This is a genomic window from Nitrobacter winogradskyi (assembly GCF_006539545.1).
In the GTDB taxonomy this organism is placed as follows: domain Bacteria; phylum Pseudomonadota; class Alphaproteobacteria; order Rhizobiales; family Xanthobacteraceae; genus Nitrobacter; species Nitrobacter winogradskyi_A.
The window spans coordinates 1-24,760 of sequence record NZ_BJNF01000012.1 but is presented as its reverse complement, the minus strand read 5'-3'; the positions used below and the strand labels follow the sequence as shown (position 1 = coordinate 24,760).

Annotated in this window: 21 protein-coding genes and 1 pseudogene; 11 read left to right on the top strand and 11 right to left on the bottom strand. The window is 62.3% G+C overall.

What is annotated here, in order from left to right; all coding sequences use genetic code 11:
• Positions 1-63 precede the first annotated feature (63 nt).
• The 3 genes from NWI01_RS02495 to NWI01_RS02485 all read left to right on the top strand — a co-directional run bounded on the left by NWI01_RS02495 (position 64) and on the right by NWI01_RS02485 (position 3,896).
• Complete coding sequence (locus NWI01_RS02495; RefSeq protein ID WP_141382371.1) at positions 64-999, top strand: YiiG family protein; 936 nt, start codon at positions 64-66, stop codon at positions 997-999.
• A gap of 344 nt (positions 1,000-1,343) precedes the next feature.
• Complete coding sequence (locus NWI01_RS02490) at positions 1,344-1,598, top strand: helix-turn-helix domain-containing protein (protein ID WP_181410345.1); 255 nt, start codon at positions 1,344-1,346, stop codon at positions 1,596-1,598.
• 180 nt (positions 1,599-1,778) lie between these two features.
• Positions 1,779-3,896 (top strand): S9 family peptidase, encoded by a 2,118-nt coding sequence (locus tag NWI01_RS02485; RefSeq protein ID WP_141382370.1) that lies wholly within the window; start codon positions 1,779-1,781, stop codon positions 3,894-3,896.
• A gap of 120 nt (positions 3,897-4,016) precedes the next feature.
• Here NWI01_RS02485 and bfr read toward each other — a convergent pair whose 3' ends face one another.
• Together bfr and NWI01_RS02475 are read right to left on the bottom strand one after the other, a co-directional pair.
• On the bottom strand, positions 4,017-4,499 hold the full coding sequence (bfr, locus tag NWI01_RS02480; RefSeq protein ID WP_141382369.1) for a bacterioferritin: 483 nt from the start codon (positions 4,497-4,499) through the stop codon (positions 4,017-4,019).
• 164 nt (positions 4,500-4,663) lie between these two features.
• Positions 4,664-4,921, bottom strand: a complete 258-nt coding sequence (locus NWI01_RS02475) for a (2Fe-2S)-binding protein (RefSeq protein ID WP_141382368.1) — start codon at positions 4,919-4,921, stop codon at positions 4,664-4,666.
• 324 nt (positions 4,922-5,245) lie between these two features.
• On the opposite strand from NWI01_RS02475, the gene NWI01_RS02470 reads away from it, so the two are divergent.
• Both NWI01_RS02470 and NWI01_RS02465 read left to right on the top strand, forming a co-directional pair.
• The gene (locus NWI01_RS02470; RefSeq protein WP_141382367.1) at positions 5,246-5,563 is read left to right on the top strand and encodes a hypothetical protein; all 318 of its coding nucleotides are present in this window, start codon (positions 5,246-5,248) and stop codon (positions 5,561-5,563) included.
• Positions 5,564-5,874: 311 nt separating this feature from the next.
• On the top strand, positions 5,875-6,177 hold the full coding sequence (locus NWI01_RS02465; RefSeq protein ID WP_141382366.1) for a hypothetical protein: 303 nt from the start codon (positions 5,875-5,877) through the stop codon (positions 6,175-6,177).
• Between the two features lie 250 nt (positions 6,178-6,427).
• Here NWI01_RS02465 and NWI01_RS02460 read toward each other — a convergent pair whose 3' ends face one another.
• The 4 genes from NWI01_RS02460 to NWI01_RS02445 form a co-directional block, all read right to left on the bottom strand.
• A complete protein-coding gene (locus NWI01_RS02460; RefSeq protein ID WP_244613616.1) occupies positions 6,428-7,687 on the bottom strand; it encodes a lytic murein transglycosylase in 1,260 nt (419 codons plus the stop codon).
• 1 nt (position 7,688) lies between these two features.
• Positions 7,689-8,279, bottom strand: a complete 591-nt coding sequence (locus NWI01_RS02455; protein ID WP_141382365.1) for a TIGR00645 family protein — start codon at positions 8,277-8,279, stop codon at positions 7,689-7,691.
• A gap of 204 nt (positions 8,280-8,483) precedes the next feature.
• The gene (tam, locus tag NWI01_RS02450; RefSeq protein WP_141382364.1) at positions 8,484-9,254 is read right to left on the bottom strand and encodes a trans-aconitate 2-methyltransferase; all 771 of its coding nucleotides are present in this window, start codon (positions 9,252-9,254) and stop codon (positions 8,484-8,486) included.
• Between the two features lie 179 nt (positions 9,255-9,433).
• On the bottom strand, positions 9,434-11,425 hold the full coding sequence (locus NWI01_RS02445) for an AI-2E family transporter (protein WP_141382383.1): 1,992 nt from the start codon (positions 11,423-11,425) through the stop codon (positions 9,434-9,436).
• Positions 11,426-11,530: 105 nt separating this feature from the next.
• On the opposite strand from NWI01_RS02445, the pseudogene NWI01_RS20225 reads away from it, so the two are divergent.
• Positions 11,531-11,728 (top strand): annotated as a pseudogene (locus NWI01_RS20225) (CopG family antitoxin); the annotation flags it as partial.
• A 1,602-nt stretch (positions 11,729-13,330) separates the two neighbouring features.
• On the opposite strand, the gene ettA reads toward NWI01_RS20225, so the two are convergent.
• Positions 13,331-14,983, bottom strand: coding sequence for an energy-dependent translational throttle protein EttA (gene ettA / locus NWI01_RS02435; protein WP_141382362.1), 1,653 nt, complete (start codon positions 14,981-14,983; stop codon positions 13,331-13,333).
• Positions 14,984-15,384: 401 nt separating this feature from the next.
• Between ettA and NWI01_RS02430 the strand changes: the two genes are divergently transcribed.
• Positions 15,385-15,591 (top strand): hypothetical protein, encoded by a 207-nt coding sequence (locus NWI01_RS02430; protein WP_141382361.1) that lies wholly within the window; start codon positions 15,385-15,387, stop codon positions 15,589-15,591.
• 82 nt (positions 15,592-15,673) lie between these two features.
• Positions 15,674-15,868 carry a hypothetical protein gene (locus NWI01_RS02425; protein WP_141382360.1) on the top strand — a complete coding sequence of 65 codons (195 nt, stop codon included), beginning with the start codon at positions 15,674-15,676 and terminating at the stop codon, positions 15,866-15,868.
• A gap of 134 nt (positions 15,869-16,002) precedes the next feature.
• Here the strand turns inward: NWI01_RS02425 and NWI01_RS02420 are convergent, their stop codons facing one another.
• The gene (locus NWI01_RS02420; protein ID WP_446673918.1) at positions 16,003-17,127 is read right to left on the bottom strand and encodes a L,D-transpeptidase family protein; all 1,125 of its coding nucleotides are present in this window, start codon (positions 17,125-17,127) and stop codon (positions 16,003-16,005) included.
• Positions 17,128-17,458: 331 nt separating this feature from the next.
• Between NWI01_RS02420 and NWI01_RS02415 the strand changes: the two genes are divergently transcribed.
• The gene (locus NWI01_RS02415) at positions 17,459-18,265 is read left to right on the top strand and encodes a hypothetical protein (protein WP_141382358.1); all 807 of its coding nucleotides are present in this window, start codon (positions 17,459-17,461) and stop codon (positions 18,263-18,265) included.
• Positions 18,266-18,394: 129 nt separating this feature from the next.
• Here the strand turns inward: NWI01_RS02415 and sseA are convergent, their stop codons facing one another.
• The 3 genes from sseA to NWI01_RS02400 all read right to left on the bottom strand — a co-directional run bounded on the left by sseA (position 18,395) and on the right by NWI01_RS02400 (position 20,524).
• Positions 18,395-19,273 carry a 3-mercaptopyruvate sulfurtransferase gene (gene sseA / locus NWI01_RS02410; RefSeq protein WP_244613614.1) on the bottom strand — a complete coding sequence of 293 codons (879 nt, stop codon included), beginning with the start codon at positions 19,271-19,273 and terminating at the stop codon, positions 18,395-18,397.
• 176 nt (positions 19,274-19,449) lie between these two features.
• On the bottom strand, positions 19,450-20,043 hold the full coding sequence (locus NWI01_RS02405) for a GNAT family N-acetyltransferase (RefSeq protein ID WP_141382357.1): 594 nt from the start codon (positions 20,041-20,043) through the stop codon (positions 19,450-19,452).
• Positions 20,044-20,179: 136 nt separating this feature from the next.
• The gene (locus NWI01_RS02400; RefSeq protein ID WP_244613617.1) at positions 20,180-20,524 is read right to left on the bottom strand and encodes a hypothetical protein; all 345 of its coding nucleotides are present in this window, start codon (positions 20,522-20,524) and stop codon (positions 20,180-20,182) included.
• A gap of 212 nt (positions 20,525-20,736) precedes the next feature.
• Between NWI01_RS02400 and NWI01_RS02395 the strand changes: the two genes are divergently transcribed.
• Both NWI01_RS02395 and uvrB read left to right on the top strand, forming a co-directional pair.
• Positions 20,737-21,549, top strand: a complete 813-nt coding sequence (locus NWI01_RS02395) for a PAS-domain containing protein (RefSeq protein WP_141382355.1) — start codon at positions 20,737-20,739, stop codon at positions 21,547-21,549.
• Positions 21,550-21,978: 429 nt separating this feature from the next.
• Positions 21,979-24,760, top strand: a 2,782-nt coding sequence (uvrB, locus tag NWI01_RS02385; protein ID WP_244613613.1) for an excinuclease ABC subunit UvrB, incomplete at its 3' end; no start/stop codon positions are given.

Sequence of the window (24,760 nt, the reverse complement as noted above, 5' to 3'; positions counted from 1 at the left end):
AACCTCTGTTGCGCTTCGCGCGACCAACGCTGGGATTTGTCAGAATCGCGAGGAAAGAAAGCCATGACGCCGTTTCGGGCGATTGCCCTGTTGTCCGCCGCAGCCTTCGGCATGTCCCTCGCGCCCGCCGCGGCGCAGGACAAGACGGCACCCTCCCCGCTCGTCGAAAAGCTCAACGCCTATGTCGGCTGCATCAACCGCCTGTCGGAGCGATCGTATGAGTCGCGCAACCGTTACGCCTCATGGGCCAAGAAGACCGGGCCGACCGGCAAAGAGCGTATCATCTACGGCACCTACACCATCTACGACACGACCGATTGCAAGAAGAACGTCGAGATGGCCAACGCGGCGGAGCCGCACGACGCCGAACTCGAATCCGCTGCGTCCGCCTATGCCGAAGCCGTCGGCAAGCTCGAACCGCTGCTGAAGGAGGCCGACGAGTACTACCAACAGGAAAACTACAAGGACGACAAGATGGCCAAGGGCAAGGAGATGCATCCGCGTCTCGTTGCAGCGTGGGACGCATTCGCGAGCGCCGACAAGAAGCTGCGCGCCGGCGTCGAGGCCATCAAGGACAAGCAGGCGGAGGAACAGCTCGCCGCGATCGAAGCGAAGGACGGCCGCAAAACGCACTATTACGTCGAGGCATTGATGATCCACGCCAAACGCCTGCTGCGCGCGGAAGACACCAGCAAGCCCGACATCGCGGCGATCACGAAAGCACTGACCGAGTATGAGACCACGGTGAAGGCCGCCGAGGACGCATCGGGCAAGGACGGCGACACGAAGCTCGGCTCGTCCTTCCTGAGCAGCGCCAAATCGTACCTGACCTCGGCGAAGCAACTGATGCGCCGCATCCGCGACAAGGTGCCCTACAGCCAGGGCGACCGCATGATGCTCGGCAGCGGCGGCGGCTGGATGGTCGAGGGTTCGCCGCCGCGGCTGCTCCGCGACTACAATCAGTTGATCGAGAGCTATAACAGCGGCGCGCGCATCTGAGCGAATTGTCTCGAACGCGGGTTCGCCACTCTCGCGCTGCGACTTCGGACCGAAGTCGACAGCCACCGGCCCTATCGGCGAAGCGATTCGCCCCCGCGACGCGTGCTACACTCATGGTTGTTAATGCCAGAGATACACCTCTCGTTAACTCCGGCCCCATGCGTAACATTCAACTGTTACGCGCATTTCCGGCGTAAAATTCGGCCATTTTCCCGGCATTAGGCGGGGATTTCAGGCGGTTTTGGATTCTTAATGATCTGGTAACCATATCATCACAGCCTCGTCGGCGGGATGGGGGTCTCAATCCGTGGCTTGGATGGGAAGCCGCGCTTAGGGAGGGACCGATGAATCAGGAGCTCCAGATCACAGATCAGGGTTCGATGAAGGGTCAGGTCGCGCTCGCGCCTGACGAGGTGATTCCGTTGCTGGTCGGCTCGACGGTCGACGAGGTCGAACGGGAGCTCGTGCTGCAGACGCTGGCGCGTTGCGACGGCAACCGCACCCGCGCGGCGCGCGTGCTGGGCGTATCTGTCCGCACGCTGCGCAACAAGATACGGCAGTACACGACCATGGGACTCGACGTGCCCGATCACGGCTGACGGCGGCGTGACTCTTGCGGAGCGTGACATTCTTGCGGAACATGAGCGTCTGATTGCGCGCATCAGATCGGACCTCCTGCACGACCGGCTTGCCGTGGCGCGCGTGCGCTCCTATGAACGAAACATCACGTTCCGTTCTCGCGCACGCTCAACCTGCGCTTCGACCAGGCCATTGTTTTCATGACATCACGACCGACACAACCGAAAGCCGACCGCAGCCCGCACACATATGCGCACCACGGCATCACCCTGACGGACGACTACGCCTGGCTGAAAGATGCGAGCTGGCAGCAGGTGCTTCGCGAGCCCTCATTACTTGCACCGGATATCCGCGCCCACCTTGAGGCCGAGAACGCCTATTCGAACGCCATGCTGGCGCAGACCGAGCCGCTGCAAAAGCAGCTGGTCGCGGAAATGCGCGGCCGCATCAAGGAGGACGACTCAACCGTTCCCTCCCCCGACGGGCCCTTTGCCTACTTCACGAGATACCGGGAGGGCGGCCAGCACCGGCTGATCGGCCGGCAGCCGCGCGACGGCGGCGACGCCCGCCTTCTCATCGACGGCGACGCGCTGGCTGAAAACAAGAAATTCTTTCAGCTTGGCGAGGCCGATCATTCCCCGGATCATCGCCTGGAAGCATGGAGCTGCGACGATCGCGGCTCGGAATATTTCACGGTCCGTATCCGCGACTGGGACAGCGGCGCCGATCTCCCCGACGTCATCGAGGAGACCGACGGCGGCGTGGTGTGGAGCGCGGACTCACGCGCATTCTACTACGTCAAGCTCGACGACAACCATCGGCCGATGCAGGTCTATCACCACCGGCTGGGCACGGCTCAGGCCGATGACACGCTCGTTTATGAAGAGCAGGACATCGGTTGGTTCACCCATATTCATGAGAGCGCCAGCGGCCGCTTCTGCGTGATCGCCGGCGGCGATCATGAAACGTCCGAACAGCGGCTGATCGATCTGGCTTCGCCCCTAGCCACGCCGCGCCTGATCGCGCCACGCGAGGACGGCGTGCAGTATTCCGTCGCCGATCGCGGCGATGAACTGTTCATCCTCACAAATGCCGACGGCGCGATCGACTTCAAGATCATGACAGCGCCGCTCTCGGATCCCGACCGCGCGAACTGGCGCGATCTGATCCCGTATCGGCTCGGCACCTATGTGATCGACTTTGAGCTTTATTCCGGTCACATGGCGCGACTCGAACGAACCAATGCCCTGCCCTCGATCATCATCCGCGATCTGGCGACCGGCGATGAGCACGCAATCGCTTTCGACGAGGCCGCCTACTCGCTCGACACCCATGGCGGCTACGAGTTCGACACCACAACCTTGCGCTTCAGCTATTCGTCGATGACAACGCCGTCCGAGGTGTTCGATTATGACATGGCGAGCCGATCGCGCACGCTGCGCAAGCGCCAGGAGATTCCGTCAGGGCATGATCGCGCGAATTATGTCACCACCCGCATCATGGCGAAGACAGACGATGGCGTGGAGGTGCCGGTCTCGATCCTGCATCGCAAGGACTTCGCGCGGGATGGCCGCGCGCCGCTGCTGCTCTACGGCTACGGCTCCTACGGTCACGCCATGCCGGCCTCTTTCTCGGCCAACCGGCTGTCGCTGGTCGATCGCGGTTTCGCCTATGCCATCGCGCATATCCGCGGCGGCGCGGACAAGGGCTGGGGCTGGTATCTCGACGGCAAGCGCGAGAAAAAAACCAACAGCTTCGACGATTTCTCCGCCTGTGCCCGCGCGCTGATCGCGGCGAACTATACCTCGGCCAAGAGGATCGTCGGCCACGGCGGCAGCGCCGGGGGCATGTTGATGGGTGCGGTCGCCAACCGCGCCGGCGAGTTGTTCGCTGGTATCGTCGCGGAAGTGCCGTTCGTCGACGTGCTCAACACCATGCTCGACGACACGCTGCCGCTGACCCCGCCGGAATGGCCGGAATGGGGTAACCCCATCGTGAGCGCGGAGGATTTCCGCACCATCCTGTCCTATTCGCCCTACGAGAATGTCGCGGCGAAGGACTATCCGGCGATCCTCGCCATGGGCGGACTGACCGACCCGCGCGTCACCTATTGGGAGCCGGCGAAATGGATCGCGCGGCTGCGCGCCACCATGACGTCAGGCGGCCCCGTCCTGCTGCGGACCAATATGGGCGCGGGGCACGGCGGCGCATCCGGTCGTTTCAACCGGCTCGACGAGGTCGCACTCGCCTATGCTTTCGCGCTATGGTCTGTCAAACATGATATGGCGTTTTCGACCGAAGCATGTCCTCGGGCTTGACCCGGGGATGGATACCTTCGCGTGAAGAAAACGCGTCAGATCGGAAAGACAGAACCGCGCTTCTGATTCCATCAGAAGCGCGAGGTTCTGGAGTCTGATTCAACGCAGTTGAACCAGACTCTAGCCGTGATCCATTTCGCCGATGTGCTTCTGCGAGTAAAGCTCGACGCCGATCTTCTTGATGAGATCGATCTGGGTTTCGAGGAAGTCGATATGGCTTTCCTCGTCCTTCATCAGGCTCTCGAAGATATCGCGGGTCACGTAGTCCTTCACCGCGTGGCAGTGGGTCGCCGCCTCCTCGTAAAGCGCGCGCGCCGAATATTCCGCCTTAAGATCGCAATCCATCACCTCAGCGATGTTCTGGCCGATGTGCAGGGGATCAAGCACCTGCATGTTCGGAAAGCCGTCGAGGAAGATGATCCGGTCGGTCAACTTGTCGGCATGCTCCATTTCCTCGATCGATTCAGCGCGCCATTTCTTGGCGAGATCCTTGATCCCCCAGTTATCGAGCAACCTATAATGCAACCAGTACTGGTTGATTGCCGTGAGTTCGTGGCGGAGCGCCTTGTTCAGGTAATCAATAACCTTCGGGTCGCCCTTCATGGAACAGCTCCTGTTTTGTGTTTTTTAATGCTGACGGACAGGCTATCGGGCCTGCCAAATCTAATTTAGAATACTTCTAAATCAGATTTGGCGGCGCGACAACCCCCAAGAAGGGCGGAACAGCGATCTGCCTCAAGAAAATGGGGAGAGATGCGCAAAAAACATCAAACGATGATTTCGGCCTGAGCGGCGTTGACGTTCGAATGCGCCACGGAGTGAGGGCACCCGTCACAGCATTGTCTGGCACAGGCTCCCAGCGCTTCCTTGATGATGGTTTTGATGGTCCGGGCACATCGCCCGCATTCCGCGCTGCACCCCAGGCATCCGTAAACCTGCTTGGGCGAGCGCCGGAGGTCGTCTGTTGAGGTCACCGCGGAGCGGACGTCGTGATCGGTCAACACGTTACAGGAACAAACGATCATGAAAACGAAACCCATTACGAAACCTGGACACGGCGGAATATTCTTAAACCGGATCATGAAAGGCAAAGGGAAAACATGCTGTTTCAAGCTATTCCAAACTGCCGAAAAAGCGGCCTATCGGCCGGCCTGCGGGTGACCCCGCGCCCCAACTCTTCAACAGCGCTGTAATCATCTGATATCTATCGTGAATTCATCGCTGCCCGGTTCCGAATTCATGGCAGGAATGGACGCCCTTGTTCATTGAACGTTCAAACGTGAGGTGAGAATTTCTCAACCGGCACCACACTATGTTGCTGTCGACGGACGCAGGAGGAACATCGAACCATGAAACGAACGGTGATGGCGCTGGCGACGGTTGGCGCGCTGGTTACGGCATTGGCCGCACCTCAAGTAGCCGAAGCGCGCAACGGCCGGGTCGCGGCGGGCGTTGTGGGTGGACTGGTTGGCGGCGCGATTCTCGGCGGAATGCTGGCCGGTCCGGGATACTACGGCCCCGGTTATGGGTATTACGGCGGGGGATACGGACCCGGCTACGGCTATTACGGCCCCGGCTACGCCGCAGCCCCCGGCTGCTACTGGCAGCGACAGCGCTTCTGGGACGGCTTCGGCTGGCGGCTCCGGAATGTCCGGGTGTGCGGCTGATCAGACCGCGGCCTGCTCTGGAGCTTGATCCCGGTCCGCGCCAGGCGAAACGGGAATCGATTTCCGGAGAAGAGTCACGCTCCGTTAAACTGATCGGTCTCTGGCAATGGATCGGTCTTCGGTTCATCCCGCAAGCGTGTTCCTGAGAGCATCATGCGCTATGGCGTGAAAATGCCGCTTTTTCGAGCGACCGACCTTCGAGCGTTTACGTCAGACTGAGCAGGTAAGGCAGCGGACCGGCCAGTAACGATGGGCGAGTAGCCTTGAACCCGGCGCCGATCGCGGCGCTATCCTTCAGGAGAGATTCCAGAATGAAGAAAGCAGTTTTTGCCCTCCTCACGGCTGCAACGTTTGCGGCTGGTTCAGTAGCGATGGCTCCGCAGGCCGAGGCTCGCGGCGGCGGAGCGGTGGCAGCGGGCCTTCTCGGCGGTCTGGCGGCCGGCGCCATCATCGGCGGCGCGATCGCCAGCACCCCTCCCGCCTACGCCGTACCGGCTCCGGTCTACGCCGCGCCTCCCCCGGCCTATATGGACGGGCCGCCGTGCCAGATGGTGCGCGAGAGGTTCTGGGACGGATATGGCTGGCGTTTCCGTCGCGTCCAGGTGTGCGACTGATCCGATCGTTTCCGATCATCGGACTATAGCGTTTTCGAGCGAAGCATGTCCTCGGGCTTGAGCCCTAAGGATGGATACCGGTTCGTGTGAAGAAAACGCGTCAGAACAATAATCTACAGCTTCGCTTCTGATTCAATCAGAAGCGAAAATGCTCTGAGAAACCCGGCCGCGCGGCCGAGTTTTCGTTATAGAGCGTTTTCGAGCGAAGCACGTCCTTGGGGCTTGCCCCCGGAGACCCGCGCAGGCGATTTCAGCGCGCCGCATTCATCGCGCGCAGCACCCCGTCGCTGGGCCAGCAATCCACCTTGAGACCCGCCGACTTCTGATAGGCGCCGAGCGCCGCTCGCGTGAGCATCCCGGCCTTGCCGTCGATCTTGTCCTTGTACAAGCCGAGCCGCGTCAAATGGCGTTGCATCGCCTCGACGTCGCGGCTGCGCAGTTGCGTCGATGCCGACCATGGCGTCGCGAAAGGCAGCGGACTGGTCATGCGGTCAGCGAGATGGCCGACGAACAGAACATAGAGATCGGAGAAATTGTATTCCTTGATGACGAAGTAGTTCTTCGTGGTCAGGAATGACGGGCCGTGGATGCCCTCCGGTTGCAGCAGAGACGCCAGCTGGTCCCGCTCGGCCGCGCTCAGCTTTTGTCCGCGCACCGGCAGAAATCCTGCGCGCAGCCATTCCCCGATCGGCTTCCTCACCTCGGGCACGCCTTCCGTGCAATCGGCATGCGCCGGCGCTTGCACTTCGTAGGCCCAGCGCAGTCCGGGCTGCCAGCCTTTGTTGACGAGCTGCTGCGCGGCCGATGCCAGCGCATCGGGCACCGAAGACCAGATATCGACGCGGCCGTCACCATCAAAGTCGACGCCATGCTTGGCAAGTTCGGAAGGCAGGAACTGGGTCAACCCGACGGCTCCACCCCACGACGCGCGGAAATTCTTGCGCGAGACGGCGCCACGCTGCAGCAACAGCAGCCCTTCGATGAACTCCTGACGATACTGGTCCTTGCGGCGGCCGACATAAGCCTGGGTCGCCAGCACCCGTACCGCATCGTAAGGCAGCGCGTAGCGACCGTAATCGGTTTCCCGGCCCCAGATCGCAAGGATGATCGTGGCGGGGACACCCAAGCGCTTTTCGATCGCTTTCAACGTCGTTTCGTGTTTTCGCATCAGCCGCTGCCCTTCAGCCGCCAGCCGCGCGATACTGCCCTCCTTGAGATAATCCGCCGGCACCTGAACGAATTCCGCCTGCGACGGCGCGCCGGTCGCGGGCCGACCGGGCAGGATGAGGTCGGGCAGCCGGTAGTCTGGCTCGAGTCCGGCTGTGACGGAGTCGAACGTCGCGCGCGAAACACCCGCCTGCTGCGCGTCAGGCCAGACCGAGGCGATGAAACGCGAAAAGCCCTCGTCCGCCGCACGCACCGGCGACACAGCGGCTCCGACCGTGAGCGTCAGCAAAATGAGGAGCGCGAGCCGCGACCGGCGCAGGATGTTTGCGGCCTTCGCCGCCATGCTAATGCTTCGCCTCGCCGTTCGATCCGTTCCCCTCATTCGCGATACGATCCGCAAGCGCAATGCCGATTGCCGAAAAGATGAATACGACGTGGATGATGGTCTGCCACATGACACCGGTTTGCGTATAATTCATGGCGCGCTCGGTCCCAAGGTTTCCAGCCTCAATGAAGGTTCTCAGGAGATGGATCGACGAGATGCCGATGATCGCCATCGCGAGCTTGATCTTGAGAACACTGGCGTTGACATGGCCGAGCCACTCGGGCTCGTCGGGATGGCCTTTGAGATTGAGCCGCGACACGAAGGTCTCGTAGCCGCCGACAATGACCATCACCAGAAGATTCGAGATCATCACTACGTCGATGAGGCCAAGCACCACCAGCATGATCTGCTGTTCGGAAAAGTCGAAGGAGTGCCCGATGAGATGCCATAGCTCCTTCAGAAACAGAACCACATAAACGCCCTGAGCGACGATCAGGCCGATATAAAGGGGAAGCTGAAGCCAGCGCGAGGAAAAGATCAGCATCGGCAGCGGGCGCAGCGTCGTGGCGGCAACCTTCGAGGACGGTGGAGTTTCAGGGATCGGGGACATCGTGGGGTCTCGTCGTGACGGGAGAGCGTTCTATTCGATTCCCTGTGACGGAATCGAGACGTCCGCCCGCGACAAAATGCAACGTGAAGCAAGGCGGCATGGCTCCCATCTGATTTCGCGCCGGACGTGCGTGTGCCATCATCGATGGAGCAAAACCCCCGCGAGCCTTGTTCTTCTGTGCTCGCCTGAATCGGCTCGCGCTGATTATCTGATCGCGACGACGAAAAAGCGCGGAAAACGCAGCAGCACCTTGCCATCCGCCTGGGGCTGGTAAGCGGCTGCGACGCGCGCGGTATATTCGCGCAGGAACTCTTTCCTTTCCATCGGCTCCAGAAGATCGACGAAAGGCCGCAATCCCGTGCCCTTGACCCACTCGACGATCGCCGTGGTGTCCTCAAGGACATGATTATAAACCGTATGCCAGATCTCGATGCGCTCGCACAACGGCCGCAATGCGTCATAGTAGGCGCCGGGCCGCGCCAGCAGGTCTTTCGCCCGCGCGGCGTCCGCAAGTCTTTCGCGCCACGGTCCCGAATGCGCCACCTCGCGCATCATCACATGACTTGGCTCGTCGAGATTGTCCGGCATCTGCATCGCCAGCACGCCGCCTGACGGCAGCGCACCAAGCAGACGCTGCAACTGCCGCAGATGATCCGGGACCCACTGGAAGATCGCATTGGCGAATAGAAGGTCGGCATCCGCAGGCGGGACCCAGTGCGCGACGTTGACTTCGATGAACGTGTATCCCGGCAGCCGCTCGCGCGCCCGCCGCAGCATGTCGGCGGATGTATCAATCCCGATGACCTCGGCCTGCGGCCAGCGCGCGACCAGGAGTTCGGTGGAATTGCCGGGACCACAACCGATATCGACGACCTTGCGCGGAGCGCTCAGCGGGATCTGCGCCAACAGATCGCGCGACGGCCTGGTCCGCTCGTCCTCGAACTTCAGATATTGCTCGGCGCTCCAATCGTCCATCGCGTCCCGGTCCTCCTTTCGACATCAATCAACTGCGGCGAGCCTACGATCCTTCACCCCTTCACGGAAGCGGCGATGGACCTCATCATGTGATCTGACGCGTTTCCATACACGAACCGGCCTCCATCCTCACGTCAAGCCGGAGGACATGCTTCGTTTGAGAACGCTATCACTGCCGATTATTTGTGGCGTGAAGTCCCTCCGCGGCCAGCGCTCGCGGCCGGCTGCTTCTGCCTGGCAACCGGCAGCGGCTGATGTCGCGCATGCGGAATGAGGCCATTCACGTGCACACCATCTTGCACGACGGTTTGATCGACCAGCGACAGGCAATAGGCGGCGGCCTCCCCCAGATTCTCCGCGACCGCATCGGCCTTGAGATGCTCTCTTGCCATTCCGCTGTTGGTGCATCCCCAGCAACAAACCAGTATCCGCGCCTGTGGCATCTTGCGGCGGAGCTTGCGCACGAGATGGCGGGTATGGGCCGGACTGCCGTCATCGAGCGTCGAGATGCACACGAGCATCACGCCCGAGGCGTCAAGCTGGAAAATTCCACTTGTCGAGGTCTCCTCCTTGCTCGCGGCTCGCGCCCCAAGACCGTGCTTCGACAGGATCTCGGCCAGGAACATCGCAGCCGCCTGATCGAGATCGCTGCGCTCGGCGACGCAAAGCACGGGATGATCGGCCTGCCAGTCCGCCGGCAATCCCTCGCGGATGATGAACGGCAGTTCGGGCATCGGGGCATCGGCCGTCACGTCCGATTGATCGGCGTCGTCCTTCGTTTGATGCCCCCCCAGGACATCATCGAATTCAGAAGCCAGCCCCTCGATGACCTCGGCGACGCTGTCCCTGATTTCGGCCACGCGATCCGGCAACAACCGCTCGCGCTTAAGATCGGCCTGCGCCAGCATCAGGCCCTTCAGCGCGACGTTCTCATAATATTCGGCAAGCGAGCGCTCCTTCAGAAACTTCTCCGCCATCTCGACGGCCTCCGCCGGATCGTCGGCCAGCATCCGCTGATAGAACAGCTCCGGCGGCGACAGCGCGGGCCGATCACCCAGCAGGATGTCCAGAAACCTGAGTTGTTCGACATGGCGGCCGAGCACGACGAGACAGATCGTCAGCGGGGTCGCGAGGACAAGCCCGATCGGTCCCCACAGCGCGGTCCAGAACGTCGCCGAAACCACGACGGCGACCGGCGACAATCCGCTGCTGTGTCCCACCAGCAAGGGGTCGAACACCTGACCGACGATCAACTCCGTCAGCAGAATGAGCGCGCCGCTCCACAGCAGCATCGACCAGCCGGGATCGACCGCAACGGCCAGCGTCAGGGGAAAAAACGCGGCGATGAACGGCCCGACATAGGGCACGAAACGCATGATCGCGGCCAAAATTCCCCAGAGGATGGCGCTGGGAACGCCGATCAGCAGGAGCCCGGAGGCCACGATCACCCCGAATCCAGTATTGAGCAGGACCTGCATCAGGAGAAGACGGCTGAGACGGCCGGCCGCGTCGTCGATCGCCGCCGTCGCGGACTGCAGATCATTCGATCCCGCCAGCTTGATGAACCGGTTGCGCAGATCTTCTCGCTGGAACAGGATGAAGATCACGAACACCACCACGATGCCGATCGTCGCCAGCGGATGCAGCAGCGGGCTGATGAGCGCGGAGATATTCTCAAGGGCGGACTGCGGCGGCGTGCGCACCTCGACGGGGATGGGTTTGAGCGGCTCGGCCGTTCTGGACGAGGGCGAAATTTCCGCCGGTGGCGGCAGGCTCTGTGGTCCGCTGATTTCCTTGCCGAGATTCTGAAGAAGCTCCGCAGCGCGATCCAGCGGCCCTGTCGCCGTCAGCGCCCGCAGCGACTGGATCTTTTGCTGCATGGTCTGCTGGTAACTTGGGAGGCTGTCCGCGAGTCCTCTGACCTCCCTCACGATCAGGCCGCCAAGAGCGAAAATGGCGATGAAGGCAAGCAGGACCACGACGGGCACGCTGGCGGCGCGTGGGAAATGCCATCGTTCCAGAATATCCACCAGCGGGGCAAGCACGAAGCTCAAAAGCACGGCCAGCACGATCGGCACGAAAATCTCGCGCCCAACATACAGCCCGCAGATCACAAGCGCGGCGATAACGGCCGAAGCCAGTGCCCGATCGCCGAACCCTCCTCCCGCCATCCGCGGCGCAACCCTCGCGTCCAGATCCAGACTCACCGCCGATGACCTCGATATTCGTGGTCCATCAATGGCCAGGGAGGGATTTGGTTCCATCGTGTTCCGACGATGGCGAACCGGAGATTTCATCCCCATGCGTTGCTTCCCTTGCCTTGCCTGCCGCCTCAGTACTGCGGATTATTGCCAACCGCCGGCAATTTCGCTGCGCGGCCGCCGGTCAGCCTGCTTGAGCAGATCAGGATCACCGCCAACAAGCGCGACCTGCCCTATCAGTCGCTGATTAAGATGCGACTGACGGAGAAGGTGGATAGTCCGCGCCACCGCGTCCCCACAAGCCATCCGTTGCCGCTCGATCTCCGCTATGTCATGGTGGAGTCTCCTCGGCCTGCCCGCCCCATCATGCCCGACTTTCACGCCATCATTACCCACCAGCTTGCGCTCATCGATGCAACCAACGCCGGGGAGCGACACGCCGTCTACGGGCGGGTGAAAGACGTTCTGCATAGGGCCATCGAGAAAACCCAGGATCGGGCTAGCCTGCTTGACGCCCTCTACGAACTCGACCGAACAATCGATGATATCGAGCGCGGCTACACACAAAGCCCATCGCGCTTCGATCGACTGCTCAAACCGATCCGCAACCTATCGACCGAGGCCAAGCTCAAATACGGAGCCATCGCCGGCCTGATTTCGACTGTTGCCGACTTCGTCAAACCGCTGCTCGAACTCACCGTACCAATCATCGTCAGTTCGGCCATCGGCGGCATCGTATTGCTGCTTGGATCGAGCCTTGCAAAAACATCCCGTCCCCTGCTGCAAAGCGGGGCCTTCCTGTGCGGCCTCCTGTTTCTGTTCTCATCAGGCTGGTGGGGACTGCAACACTTTGTTCGCGATGCCGATGCCAACGGCGCGCTTGCCGAAATCATTCCGGGCGCAAGCACTGTTCAGGACGCGTTCCTTGCCCGTCTCGGGCGGATCGAAGAGCAGACGAAGCGCGTCGGCGATCTTCTGGAAGAAAACGCGCGACAGGCCGCAGAGGAAGCCCGCGAGTCCGCCGCCATGGACAAGGAATTTCGCCGGCAGGAGCGCGAAAAGGAGAACCTCGCCCGGGAGCGGATCAGGATCGCCGGCTACCACGCCGACGCTGGAGGATTCGTGAGAGCCTATATGGGCAACGCGGATGTCAAGGACGCGTTCGATACGCTGCGGATCGAGCCAACTGAGGCGGCAGTAAGGGCCGTAGCGCCAACCGTTCAAACTACAAAGGAGATGCTGGAGCTATCGTCGCTGGTTCGAGACCGCGCAAATCGGTTGCCGGACCTACAAAAGCTCAAGCAGTCTCTCGACCTCGACGGCGCAAAAATTGCCGCTGCGTTCCAGGAGGCCAACGCGCAGGCGACGGTCTGCAATCCACAAAACTATTCGCTGTTGATCGGCTCCGACCTGCTCAAAAAGGCCTGTGCGGAGAACGGCCGTCGTTTCGCCAATGCGTTCGAGGACTATTTTACGGCGGCCTATGCAACAACCAACCTCACGTCGCTCGACTTCATGCGAAAGGCGCCATCCTCCCTTCCTGTTGAAAAAGTGGCTGGAACGCTCTGGCCCGGCGAAATCAAAGACTGCCGCTACTATGCAGGCGAACTGGATTACTTTCATATCGGCGGGCTTTTTTCGTGGGGAACGATCGGCACCCGCAATTCAGCCCGAATAGTTTATGTGTATAGCGAGGATCCGCAGTTCGGACAGGACTCGGAGAAACGCTGCCCGAAGGTCGACGTCGAAGCAGGACGCGCACGGTTCTGCCGCGCCCGTGTCATTGTCGCCACTTCATGCAAAGCGACATCGCTACCGTCCATAAGAATCGTCAAAAACCTCGCCTCGCTGCGGTAGTACGCTAAAGGAGGGTTCTCACCGCGTCAGCTTCTTGTACTTCACGCGGTGCGGGATGACGCTGTCCTGGCCGAGCCGGCGCATCTTGTCCTTCTCGTAGTCCTGGAAGTTGCCCTCGAACCATTCGACGTGGCTGTCGCCTTCGAAAGCCAGGATATGCGTGGCGATGCGGTCGAGGAACCAGCGGTCGTGGCTGATCACCACGGCGCAGCCGGCGAAATCCTCCAGCGCCTCTTCCAGCGCGCGCAGCGTGTCGACGTCGAGGTCGTTGGTCGGCTCGTCGAGCAGCAGCACGTTGGCGCCGGACTTGAGCATCTTGGCAAGATGCACGCGGTTGCGCTCACCGCCCGACAGCGCGCCCACCTTCTTCTGCTGGTCTGCGCCCTTGAAATTGAAGGTCGAGCAATAGGCGCGCGAGTTGACCTCTTTCTTACCGAGCAGGATCTGATCGGTGCCGCCCGAGATTTCCTCCCACACGGTCTTCGATCCGTCGAGCGCGTCGCGGGACTGATCCACGTAACCCAGTTGCACCGTCTCGCCGACCGTGATCGTGCCCTTGTCCGGCGTCTCCTGCTTGGTAATCATGCGGAACAGCGTGGTCTTGCCGGCGCCGTTGGGGCCGATGACGCCGACGATGCCGCCGGGGGGAAGCTTGAAGGTCAGATCATCGATCAGCAGGCGATCGCCGAACGATTTCGACAAGCCCTCGAAGTCCACGACGTTGGCGCCGAGCCGCTCGGAAACCGGGATGATGATCTGTGCGGTCTGGGTCTGCTTCTCGCTGGCTTTGGCGAGCAACTCATCATAGCGCTGGTAACGCGCCTTGGATTTCGCCTGCCTGGCCTTTGGCGAGGCTGCGATCCATTCCTGCTCGCGGGCCAGCGTCTTCTGGTGCGCGGCGTCCTCGCGGCCTTCCTGCTCCAGCCGCTTCTGCTTCTGCACAAGCCACGAGGAGTAGTTGCCCTCGTAAGGAATGCCCCGGCCGCGATCGAGTTCGAGAATCCAGCCCGTGACGTTGTCGAGGAAGTAGCGATCGTGGGTGACGATCAGGATCGCGCCCGGATAGTTGCGCAAGTGACCTTCGAGCCACGACACCGACTCGGCATCGAGATGGTTGGTCGGCTCGTCCAGCAGCAGGAGGTCCGGCTGGTCGAGCAGCAGCTTGCAAAGCGCGACGCGGCGGCGCTCGCCGCCGGAGAGTGTGGTCACGTCGGCGTCATCGGGAGGGCAGCGCAGCGCGTCCATCGCCTGATCGACCTTGCTGTCGAGATCCCACAGGCCGGCGGCCTCGATCTCGTCCTGCAGCCTGGTCATCTCGTCGGCGGTCTCGTCGGAGTAGTTCATCGCCAGTTCGTTGTAGCGATCGAGGATCGCCTTCTGCTTGGCGACGCCTTCCATGACGTTCTCGCGCACGGTCTTGGCGGGATCGAGTTGCGGCTCCTGTTCGAGATAGCCGACGCGGGCGCCTTCCGCGACCCAGGCCTCGCCGGTGTAGTCCTTATCGAGGCCGGCCATGATCTTCAGCAGCGTCGATTTACCCGAGCCGTTGACGCCGAGCACGCCGATCTTGGCGTCCGGATAGAACGACAGGTGGATGTTATCCAGCACCTTCCGGTTCGGCGGATAGGTTTTGGACAAGCCCTGCATGAAGTAGATGAACTGGCGCGCCATCGTGACCCCTAAACTGCGTGATATCCAAGCGTCGCGGCGACGGCGTTCAGAACGTTCTCTTCCGCCTTGCGGGGAGACCGTCAGGAAAACCTTTCAACCGGGCCGCACGCCGACCGACCGAAAGCTTGCGCCTCTTGAAGCCAAAGCCGCTGAACAGACCGCGGGGGCCGGACTTCGAATTCAGGGGCGCTGGTTTCTGGAAGTTTGCTGCCCGCTGATGTAGCCGCGCGGCGGCGAAAGGGCAACCTTGCCTTAACCACACAGAAAGGTTGACGAAAGCAATAGCCCGTTTCGTCTCATTCAAACCGCCTTTTAATTGAATCAGTGAAGAATGGCGAGACGAGCATCGGGACGGTCAGGAATCTCGCGCTCAACCCGGCAGTATCAAGGCAGTAACAATCATGGCGACCAGCGTATCGGCGTCAGCCTCCAACCGGACCGAAAAGCAGGATCACCAGCGCGAACGGCTTCACGGCATTCGCGCGCGATGGCGCGAATTCATCGCGATCGCGTTCAACTCCTACCGGCCCGAACTGCATTACATGCGCGGACCCGGACCCGCCTGGCGGGCCAAGCACGGCGAGCAACCGCCGGCCCGCTCCCAATGAACGGGCCGCACACCAGCAGGCGGCGCCACGTAACATCGCGTATCGTCACGTCGATCGGCGAAGCAAGACGAAGGAACATCTGATGGCCGATTTCCGACCCCATTCCTTCTCGCAGAGAACGCCACGCCTCGATCATCCGCTGCGCGGGCTTGATCGTCACTCAAGGCCGCCGCATCCCGGCTGCGAAGTCACACAGGACTACGGCCACTATTACATCGAGATGGTCGAGACCATCGCCACGTGGCTCAAGGGCGCACGGATACGCGCGCTGCGATGAGTTGAAGCGTTTTCGAGTAAAGCATTCTCGGGCTTGCCCCCGAGGACGAACACCCGTCCCCGTTAAGAGAACCTTCGCAGGCGAACATCGTTAAATCCCCCGCGTCGTGCGCGGGCGTGGATCGAACGTTGCTTCTACCGGACCGTGACCGGTTCCGGCAGCGGCGGCACCGAGGTCGGCTGGGTTCCGGGCAGGCTCGCCGTCTGCGGCGGTTGCGGGGTTGTCGCCCCGCTGGACGCCGGAGCCGGCTGCGTAGAAGCGGTCGTGTCCGTGCGCGGCGGACCGCCCGGCAGCACGACAACGCGCGTACCGACCTTTACGCGATCGAACAGATCCGACACGTCATCATTGAGCATACCGATACAGCCCGACGACACGAACTTGCCGATCGTCGAAGGCTGATTGGTGCCGTGGATGCGATAGACTGTCGAACCGAGATACATGGCGCGCGCGCCCAGCGGATTGCCGGGACCACCCGCCATGAAGCGCGGCAGATAAGGCTGACGTTCGATCATTTCGGTCGGCGGATGCCAGTCCGGCCATTCCGCCTTGCGGCTGATCTTCTGCACGCCGGCCCAGGTGAAGCCGTCGCGGCCAACGCGCACGCCGTAGCGGACCGCGCGATTGTTGCCGAGAATATAGTACAGGTGCGTGTTCGACGTATCGACCACGATGGTGCCCGCCGGCTCCTTGGTGGAGAAACTGACTTCCTTGCGGCGCAGCCTCTCCGGCAGTTGCTTCTCACCGCCCTGATCGACCTCCGGCTGCTCATCCGGCGGCAGCGCCGACATCGGGGCCGGCCGGCCGTCCGCGCCGACGGGAGCCGGCGGCCTGAAGCCCGCATCCGGTCCGCCGGTGGAAGCGACTGTTTCCGGCGCGCGGGTCTGATATTGATACGGCGTGGGGCCGGGCTGTCCGTAACGGGGATCGTCGGGAGACATCACCGGGCCAGGCGAGGGTTCGCGATCCGAATAAACCGGCGAGGAACCGGGACTGCCGTAGCGCGGATCGTCCGGCGACATCACGGGGCCGGGCGGCGGCAACTCGACGGAATTGCGCCGCTGCATCGATTGATCGTCGGCCGGATCGAAACCGGGAAGCGCATCGACCGCGCCTGAACGGTCGTCTTCACCCGGATAAGCGGAGGGCGGCGTGGAATAGATCGGGCTCGGCGGCGGGTATCCCTGCGCCGAGGCTAACGAGATTCCCCCTGCCCCTGCTGCGATCGCCGCAAAAACCGTCAGAATGCGTTTGATCATCATCGCCCTTGTATAAACCCAACCAGACACCGGATCGTTAACGGCGACATCGCGCAGGATCGCGGCGCATTCAAGACGATTCGGCCAAAAGCCTCCCGGAACGGTCATAATTCGCAGATCGCGGCCAACCGTGACCTTCGGGCATCACCGGCTGGCCGCGCCGGTTCCTGCCGACATCCCCGCGACGCTTGCGGGCGGTGGTTTTTGGGGCGCACAAGCGAGTCCCTTGCTGTATTCTCAACACGCTCTGATTCGGCAGTCTGCCCCGTAATTCAGTCGCGTTGATGGCCGATTATCGTCGGAAGACACGCGGGAAGGCGCAACCGTACCCATGCTACCCGGCTTTCGCTCCTTATTCGTCGCGGTTACGCTGACGATCTCACTGCTGATCTTCGGCCTGGGCGCCGCGGCTTTGCTGAGAGCAACCCACGAAGAATTCGCAAGCCTGCCTCTCAAACAGACGCCCGACACCACGTTCGGATCTGGAGAAACCCAGCAGCCGACGCTGGCCGTGCTGCAGGTTGAGAAACCCGCCGCCGAGTCCACCCCGCCGGAAGCAAGCCAGCACGAAGCACAGAGCCAGCGCGACGCACAGAGCACAGAAGCGGCCTCGCCGGACGCGCGCCAGGAAACCGGTGCGCCAGCAGCCAACACGCCAACAACGGATGCGCCTCCGGCCACGCCCACCGCAGACACACCAGTGACTCCGGCCGAAGCGACACCGGCCGACGAAGCGCCGGCAGCTTCTCCGCCGCCATCAGGCTCCGCCGCGTCCCCGTCAGCGGCCGACACAACGCCCGCCAACGCCGCCGCGCCGGAGCCGGCGACAGGCCCAGGCGAAGAGACGCCCGTCAAAGCCGGCGAAGCCGTCAACCCGCCGAGTGAATCCGACATCCCACCGGCCGCGAAAAGCTATGCCGCCCCAACCGACGGGACAACATCCGAGGCGGGAGAAACCACGACACCTCCGGTCAAGGATGATTTCAAACCGCCCCTGCCAAGCCAACGTCCCGCAGAAGCCGCGGAGGCGGGTGATCCCGTGCCGTCGGCCACCAAACGCTCATCCGCGAAGACGCCGCGTGCCGCCAAGCGGCACTCCCATCGCCACCGCCATAAGACCCGCCACTCACATCGCTGATTCCGCAACCTCCCCCTACCTATGTTCTGACGCGTTTTCTTCACGCGAACCGGATCCATCCTTAGGGCTCAAGCCCGAGGACATGCTTCGCTCGAAAACGCTACAGCCGCGGTGGTTCGAGCGGTTTTTTCAGGCAGGTCCGGTGGCGATCGGCGGTCCCTCCTCCAGGCCCCACTCCGACCATGATCCGTCATAGAGCGCCGACCCCCTCGCGCCGAGACGGTAGAGTGCAAGCGTCAGCACCGCGGCCGAAACCCCCGAGCCGCAGGTGGTGACGATCGGCTTTGCCAGATCCACGCCGGCGCGGGTAAACGCAGCGCGAGTTTCGTCCAGTGGCTTCATGACGCCGGTCCCGGGATCGAACAACTCGGCGTAGGGCAGGTTACGGCTGCCAGGGATATGACCCGAACGCAAGCCCTGCCTCGGCTCCGCCACCGCGCCCGTGAAGCGAGCCGCCGCGCGCGCATCGACCAGTTGCTCGCGAGGTGACGACAGGTTGCTCACGAGCTGAGCCTTGCCGCGCACAAAAAACGGATCGAAGGTCGCGATGAAGTGGCCCGGCTCCGGCGCAACCTTGCCGGATTCGACCGGACGGCCTTCCGCGCGCCATTTCTTCAGACCGCCGTCAAGCACCCGGACATCGGCATGGCCGAACGACAGGAACATCCACCACGCCCGTGGCCCGGCAAGCCAGCCACCATTGTCATAAACAACGACCGTATCCTTCGAGGAAATCCCAAGCGCGCCGACATCGCGCGCGAACTGCGCGGCATCCGGATACATATGCGGAAGCGGCGATGCGCGATCCGATACGGCATCGACATCGAAGAACACCGCGCCCGGAATATGCGCGGCATAAAAATCATCGACCGCCAGCGGCAGCACGCCGGGCATCTTGAACGACGCATCAATGACCTTGACCTCACCGAGATGCGCGGCCAGCCATTCGGTGGAAACGAGAGGGTCGTCGAGGGTGGGGTTCATGGCGATGTCCATCATGAGGCTCATAGCGTTTTCGAGCGAAGCATATCCTCGGGCTTGAGCCCTAAGGATGGATCCGGTTCGCGTAAAGAAAACGCGTAAAACATAAAGATAAAGTCTTTCACCGTTTCCATGAAGCGGTGAAAGACTCTTATCTATCAAATGTCAGCAACGGGTTCGCTCACGTGATGAGACGGCGGGATCTATCGACGCTTTTCATTGAGCTCGTAGGAGAGATGCGCCTTCACTTTCGGCCACTCGCCGGGAAGAATGCTGTAGACGACGGTGTCCCGCAGCGTCACGTTTGGTGACATCTGCCGGTTGCGCAAGGTGCCATCCTGCCTGGCGCCAAGTCGCTCGAGGCCGCGCCGGCTGACATGATTGAAGACGTGTGTACGGAACTCGACGGCGATGCAATTCAGCTTCTCGAACGCGTGGGTGAGCATCAGCAGCTTGCACTGGGTATTGACCGCCGTGCGCTGAACGCGCTTCGCATACCATGTCGAGCCGATCTCGACGCGACAGCTTGCGGAATCGACGTTCATGTAGGTTGTCATGCCCGCGATTCGTCCCTCCGCATCCCGCACCGTGAAAGGCAGCATGGTTCCGGCTGCTTGCAGAGACAGCCGCCGTTCGATCTCGGCCTCCATTTTCTCCGGCGCGGGAACGAAGGTGTACCAGATCTTCCAGATTTCGCCGTCTTTTACCGCGTCCACAAGGGCTTCGCGATGTTCCTGCGACAGCGGCTCGAGCCGCGCATGAGGTCCTTCGAGTGTGACCGGCTGCAGCCAGGGCATAGCATACTCCGTTCCTTGTACCGCCATTTGCGCGATCGCGACGAAATTTGCAAAAGCAATTTTGCCTGACTTAACGTCGCGATCGCGCGGCGGGACGGCTGCGGGCGGCTGAAGGAGGCCGGGCAAGCCGCCTGAACTACTTCGCCTCCTGCTTTATCTCCTCCTTCGCCGGAGTTTTTTTGTCGTCCTTCACCGGCAACTGCGGTTGCTTCTTGCCCGCCGCCTGAAGCTCGGCCACCGCCTTCCGCAAATCCGCAACCGTGCTCTCGAGCTCCTGTATCTGTCGGTTGGCCGCGTCGATCTTCCGGCTGCTGTCAGTGACCTGTCTGGTGAGTGAGGTCTGCAGGAAATTGATGTTGCTCTGCAGGCAGCTTGTTCGCCGCTCCATTTTCTTTTCGACGGTGCATATCTCAATGCCGGGAACATCCTGGGCCAGGACGGCGCCGGAACCGGGCACATAGAGGGCTACGATCATCAGCATCAACGGAAGGCTTCGATTGTTCATTGGACCTCTCATCTCACAATGAGTCCCTGACAACAGCCTTGCGGAACGCTGTTCAAGGGACGGGGCATTCGTTTCAAATCGCATTCCGCCGCATTAGACGCCGTTAACGCTGGCGATGAAAATCCTGGGATCGTGCAACCACTTGTCATCGAACCGGATTTAATCTCATTCGGTATCATGGAACGGTGATGCGCATCGACTGGCGAATGATAGTGGGACCGGCTCTCGCGATGCTGATCGCAGGCGCGTCCATCTATGCCGATCACGACCTCGCCGCCGTTCCGAACCTGTCAGCACTGTATATCTGTGTCGTCGCACTCGCCGGCTCGCTTGGTGGAACAGCTTCCGGCCTGATCAGCGCCGGGATAGCTGTTCTGGCCTCCGCAGGTTTTCTGGGGGATGACAACGCGGCGGTGGCTGAGGGTTCCATCCTTCTGCATCTCGGATTGCTGACCCTGGCTGCCGGCGCCGCCGCCCTGATCACCGGACTGCTACGATCGCGGATGATGAACGCGCTCGATCGGGAGCGTGAGCGGCACGCGACAGCGGCACGGCTGACCGCCGCCCTCGACCAGACCGGCATCGGGATCGTCATGCTCGACGCGGACACCCGCGCCGAGTTCATCAACCGCGCATTCCGGCATTACTTTTCGCTCCCGGATGAGAAGGCCGACAGCAGGCCGCCGTTTATCGCGCTGATGTATCATGGTCGCGATACCGGCGCATATGAACTGCCGCAGGACGAACTCAGCCATTTCATCGCCGAGCGCGTCGGCATGGTACGCGCGGGCGATCCGACCCCGATCAATATCAAGCTTAGAAATGGCCAGGTGCTGCGCTTCATCTGCACAGCGCTTCCGGACGGCGGCCGGATGCTGAGCTATACGCCGGTGACCGATCTCATTCGCCGCACGGACGATCCGGCGGATGCCGACTATTATCTGTCGCTGCGCGGCGGCGACCGCCGCCTCCCGGTCCATCGCCTTCGCGCGGCCGAATAATCTCGCCGCGGAAAGAATGCGCCTGCCGGGATTTCATCGGGTATGGATCCGGACGTATGGTTGCGCATCGATACACCCGGCCTATTCGACGCGTTTTCTTTACGCGAACCGGATTCCACTTCGCTCGAAAACGCTATAAGAACACTCCCAACGCCATGACACGCCCGGCCGGACAGCAAGCCATTCGCCGCCTCATCTGTTCCGGCTGCGGAACGGAATTCAATTGCGATCCATCCGGGAACTGCTGGTGCGACGAGGAGCCCGGACGGCTGCCAATGCCGACCGAAGGCGGCGGCGACTGTCTGTGCCGCGATTGCCTGCGAAAGGCCGTGTCGAGGTCATCATCGCCAAAGACGTGACCGTGGCATCGGTGCGCATCCGTGTGATTGCGCCCTTTCGTGCGCGCTGGATTCGCCCCATATTGCCCGCATGGCGAAAGCTCCCAATCCTCCTGAAAAACCCGGTAAAGCGCAGGGCTCACGGAAGTCAAAAACCGCGACGTCGCAAACCTCGAAACCGAAGGCGCATCGTCCCGAAGTGCAGCCGATCGGGCCGGCGTTGGCCGACCTGCTCAATCCCGCCATCAACCGCGGCGACGCCGGCCTTGGATCGGGAACCGGACTGCAGCCTCCGCCGGACAATTCGTGGGACCGCCGCTCCGGCGGCGAGGCCGCGGCGCATCGCGCGCGGAGGTCAACGCGCGGCAAGAGCGACGCCACCGCGAAACGGGATGCGGCAGGTCCACACTCTCCCCTCAAGGGGGAGGTAAAGAAAGGGAGCGGCTTCGACGAAGCACCGCAGGCCAACTACGGCACATCGGCCACGATTCCGACGCTCGATCCCGAACTGGCGCGACAACTGGGCCTTCCAACCGCCGAGGACGACGATGACGCCCTGGCGCGGCCGCCGCGCAGCAGGATGGAAGGCCTCGGCGTCAAGGCGACGGCGGAATCGCTGGAGGCGCTACTGCGCGACGGCCGGCCCGAATTCAAGACGGGCGACGGCTCGCTGAAGCTCTGGACGCCGCACCGCCCGCCGCGACCGGAGAAGAGCGAAGGCGGCGTGCGGTTCGAGATCAGGTCGGAGTATCAGCCCAAAGGCGACCAGCCGCAGGCGATCCGCGAACTGGTGGAAGGCATCCGGCGCAACGATCGCACCCAGGTGCTGCTCGGCGTCACCGGCTCCGGCAAGACCTACACCATGGCCAAGGTGATCGAAGCCACGCAGCGCCCGGCTTTGATCCTCGCGCCGAACAAGACGCTGGCGGCGCAGCTCTACGGCGAGTTCAAGAGTTTCTTCCCCGATAACGCGGTGGAATACTTCGTCAGCTATTACGACTACTATCAGCCTGAAGCCTACGTCCCGCGCACCGACACCTACATCGAGAAGGATTCCTCGATCAACGAGCAGATCGACCGCATGCGTCATGCGGCGACCCGTGCGCTGCTGGAACGCGACGACGTCATCATCGTCGCCTCGGTCTCGTGCATCTACGGCATCGGCTCGGTGGAAACCTACACCGCCATGACCTTCGCGTTGAAGCGCGGCGAGCGCATCGACCAGCGCCAGCTCATCGCCGACCTCGTGGCGCTGCAATACAAGCGCACCTCGGCCGATTTCACCCGCGGCACCTTTCGCGTGCGCGGCGACGTCATCGACATTTTCCCGGCGCACTACGAGGATCGGGCCTGGCGCGTCAACCTGTTCGGCGACGAGGTCGAGAGCATCGAGGAGTTCGATCCCCTCACCGGCCACAAGCAGGACGAACTCGACTTCATCAAGGTCTATTCCAATTCGCACTACGTGACGCCGCGCCCGACGCTGGTGCAGGCGATCAAGAGCATCAAGGCGGAGCTGAAGCAGCGGCTCGACCAGTTGCACGCGCAGGGCCGCCTTCTGGAAGCACAGCGGCTGGAGCAGCGCACCACCTTCGACCTCGAAATGATGGAGGCGACCGGAAGCTGCGCCGGCATCGAGAACTATTCGCGCTATCTCACCGGCCGCCGTCCCGGCGAGCCGCCGCCGACGCTGTTCGAATACGTCCCCGACAACGCGCTGGTGTTTGCCGACGAGAGCCATGTCTCGATCCCGCAGATCGGCGCGATGTTCAAGGGCGACTTCCGCCGCAAGGCGACGCTGGCCGAATACGGATTCCGCCTGCCCTCCTGCATGGACAACCGGCCGCTGCGTTTTGAAGAATGGGACATGATGCGCCCGCAATCGATCGCGGTGTCCGCCACCCCCGCCGCGTGGGAACTGAACGAAAGCGGCGGCGTGTTCGTCGAGCAGGTGATCCGCCCGACCGGCCTGATCGATCCGCCGGTCGACATCCGCCCCGCGCGCACGCAGGTGGACGACCTCGTCGGCGAGGTGCGCGCCACCGCGGCGAAGGGCTACCGCTCGCTCATCACCGTGCTGACCAAGCGCATGGCGGAGGACCTCACCGAATATCTGCACGAGCAGGGCATCCGCGTCCGCTACATGCACTCGGACATCGACACTATCGAGCGCATCGAGATCATCCGCGATCTCAGGCTCGGCGCGTTCGACGCGCTGGTCGGCATCAACCTGCTGCGCGAGGGTCTCGATATTCCGGAATGCGCGCTGGTCGCCATCCTCGACGCCGACAAGGAGGGCTTCCTGCGCAGCGAGACCTCGCTGATCCAGACCATCGGCCGCGCGGCCCGCAACGTCGAAGGCCGGGTGATCCTCTATGCCGATCAGGTCACCGGATCGATGCAGCGCTCCATCGCCGAGACCGACCGCCGCCGCGAGAAGCAGGTGGAGTATAACACCGCCCACGGCATCACGCCGGAGAGTATCAAGAAATCCATCGGTGATATCCTCAACAGCGTCTACGAGCGCGACCATGTGCTGGTTGAAATCGGCGACGGTGGCATGGCCGACGACGCGATCGCGATCGGCCATAATTTCGAGGCGGTACTCTCCGATCTGGAAACGCGGATGCGCGAGGCCGCCGCCGACCTGAACTTCGAGGAAGCCGCAAGACTGCGCGACGAGGTGAAGCGGCTGCGCGCCACCGAGTTGGCCGTCGTCGACGATCCCACCATCAAGCAGCGCGGCGTCGCGGCAAAGGCGGGAAGCTACGCCGGCAAGAAGAAGTATGGCGGCAGCGCCAATCTGCCGCCGCGTTCATCTTCACCCTCTCCTGGAGGGGGAGGGTCGCGCGCCTCCGGCGCGCGGGGGGGGG

Bases quoted from the DNA above. Each gene is read 5' to 3' on its own strand.
- NWI01_RS02490 (WP_181410345.1), top strand. From the start codon at position 1,344: ATGAATCAGGAGCTCCAGATCACAGATCAGGGTTCGATGAAGGGTCAG.
- NWI01_RS02420 (WP_446673918.1), bottom strand. From the start codon at position 17,127: ATGATCAAACGCATTCTGACGGTTTTTGCGGCGATCGCAGCAGGGGCA.
- NWI01_RS02475 (WP_141382368.1), bottom strand. From the start codon at position 4,921: ATGATCGTTTGTTCCTGTAACGTGTTGACCGATCACGACGTCCGCTCC.
- tam (WP_141382364.1), bottom strand. From the start codon at position 9,254: ATGGACGATTGGAGCGCCGAGCAATATCTGAAGTTCGAGGACGAGCGG.
- NWI01_RS02460 (WP_244613616.1), bottom strand. From the start codon at position 7,687: ATGGCGGCGAAGGCCGCAAACATCCTGCGCCGGTCGCGGCTCGCGCTC.
- NWI01_RS02415 (WP_141382358.1), top strand. From the start codon at position 17,459: ATGCTACCCGGCTTTCGCTCCTTATTCGTCGCGGTTACGCTGACGATC.
- NWI01_RS02495 (WP_141382371.1), top strand. From the start codon at position 64: ATGACGCCGTTTCGGGCGATTGCCCTGTTGTCCGCCGCAGCCTTCGGC.
- NWI01_RS02465 (WP_141382366.1), top strand. From the start codon at position 5,875: ATGAAGAAAGCAGTTTTTGCCCTCCTCACGGCTGCAACGTTTGCGGCT.
- sseA (WP_244613614.1), bottom strand. From the start codon at position 19,273: ATGAGCCTCATGATGGACATCGCCATGAACCCCACCCTCGACGACCCT.
- NWI01_RS02455 (WP_141382365.1), bottom strand. From the start codon at position 8,279: ATGTCCCCGATCCCTGAAACTCCACCGTCCTCGAAGGTTGCCGCCACG.
- NWI01_RS02395 (WP_141382355.1), top strand. From the start codon at position 20,737: ATGCGCATCGACTGGCGAATGATAGTGGGACCGGCTCTCGCGATGCTG.
- NWI01_RS02400 (WP_244613617.1), bottom strand. From the start codon at position 20,524: ATGCTGATGATCGTAGCCCTCTATGTGCCCGGTTCCGGCGCCGTCCTG.
- ettA (WP_141382362.1), bottom strand. From the start codon at position 14,983: ATGGCGCGCCAGTTCATCTACTTCATGCAGGGCTTGTCCAAAACCTAT.
- bfr (WP_141382369.1), bottom strand. From the start codon at position 4,499: ATGAAGGGCGACCCGAAGGTTATTGATTACCTGAACAAGGCGCTCCGC.
- NWI01_RS02470 (WP_141382367.1), top strand. From the start codon at position 5,246: ATGAAACGAACGGTGATGGCGCTGGCGACGGTTGGCGCGCTGGTTACG.
- NWI01_RS02445 (WP_141382383.1), bottom strand. From the start codon at position 11,425: ATGGCGGGAGGAGGGTTCGGCGATCGGGCACTGGCTTCGGCCGTTATC.
- NWI01_RS02405 (WP_141382357.1), bottom strand. From the start codon at position 20,043: ATGCCCTGGCTGCAGCCGGTCACACTCGAAGGACCTCATGCGCGGCTC.
- NWI01_RS02430 (WP_141382361.1), top strand. From the start codon at position 15,385: ATGGCGACCAGCGTATCGGCGTCAGCCTCCAACCGGACCGAAAAGCAG.
- NWI01_RS02485 (WP_141382370.1), top strand. From the start codon at position 1,779: ATGACATCACGACCGACACAACCGAAAGCCGACCGCAGCCCGCACACA.
- NWI01_RS02425 (WP_141382360.1), top strand. From the start codon at position 15,674: ATGGCCGATTTCCGACCCCATTCCTTCTCGCAGAGAACGCCACGCCTC.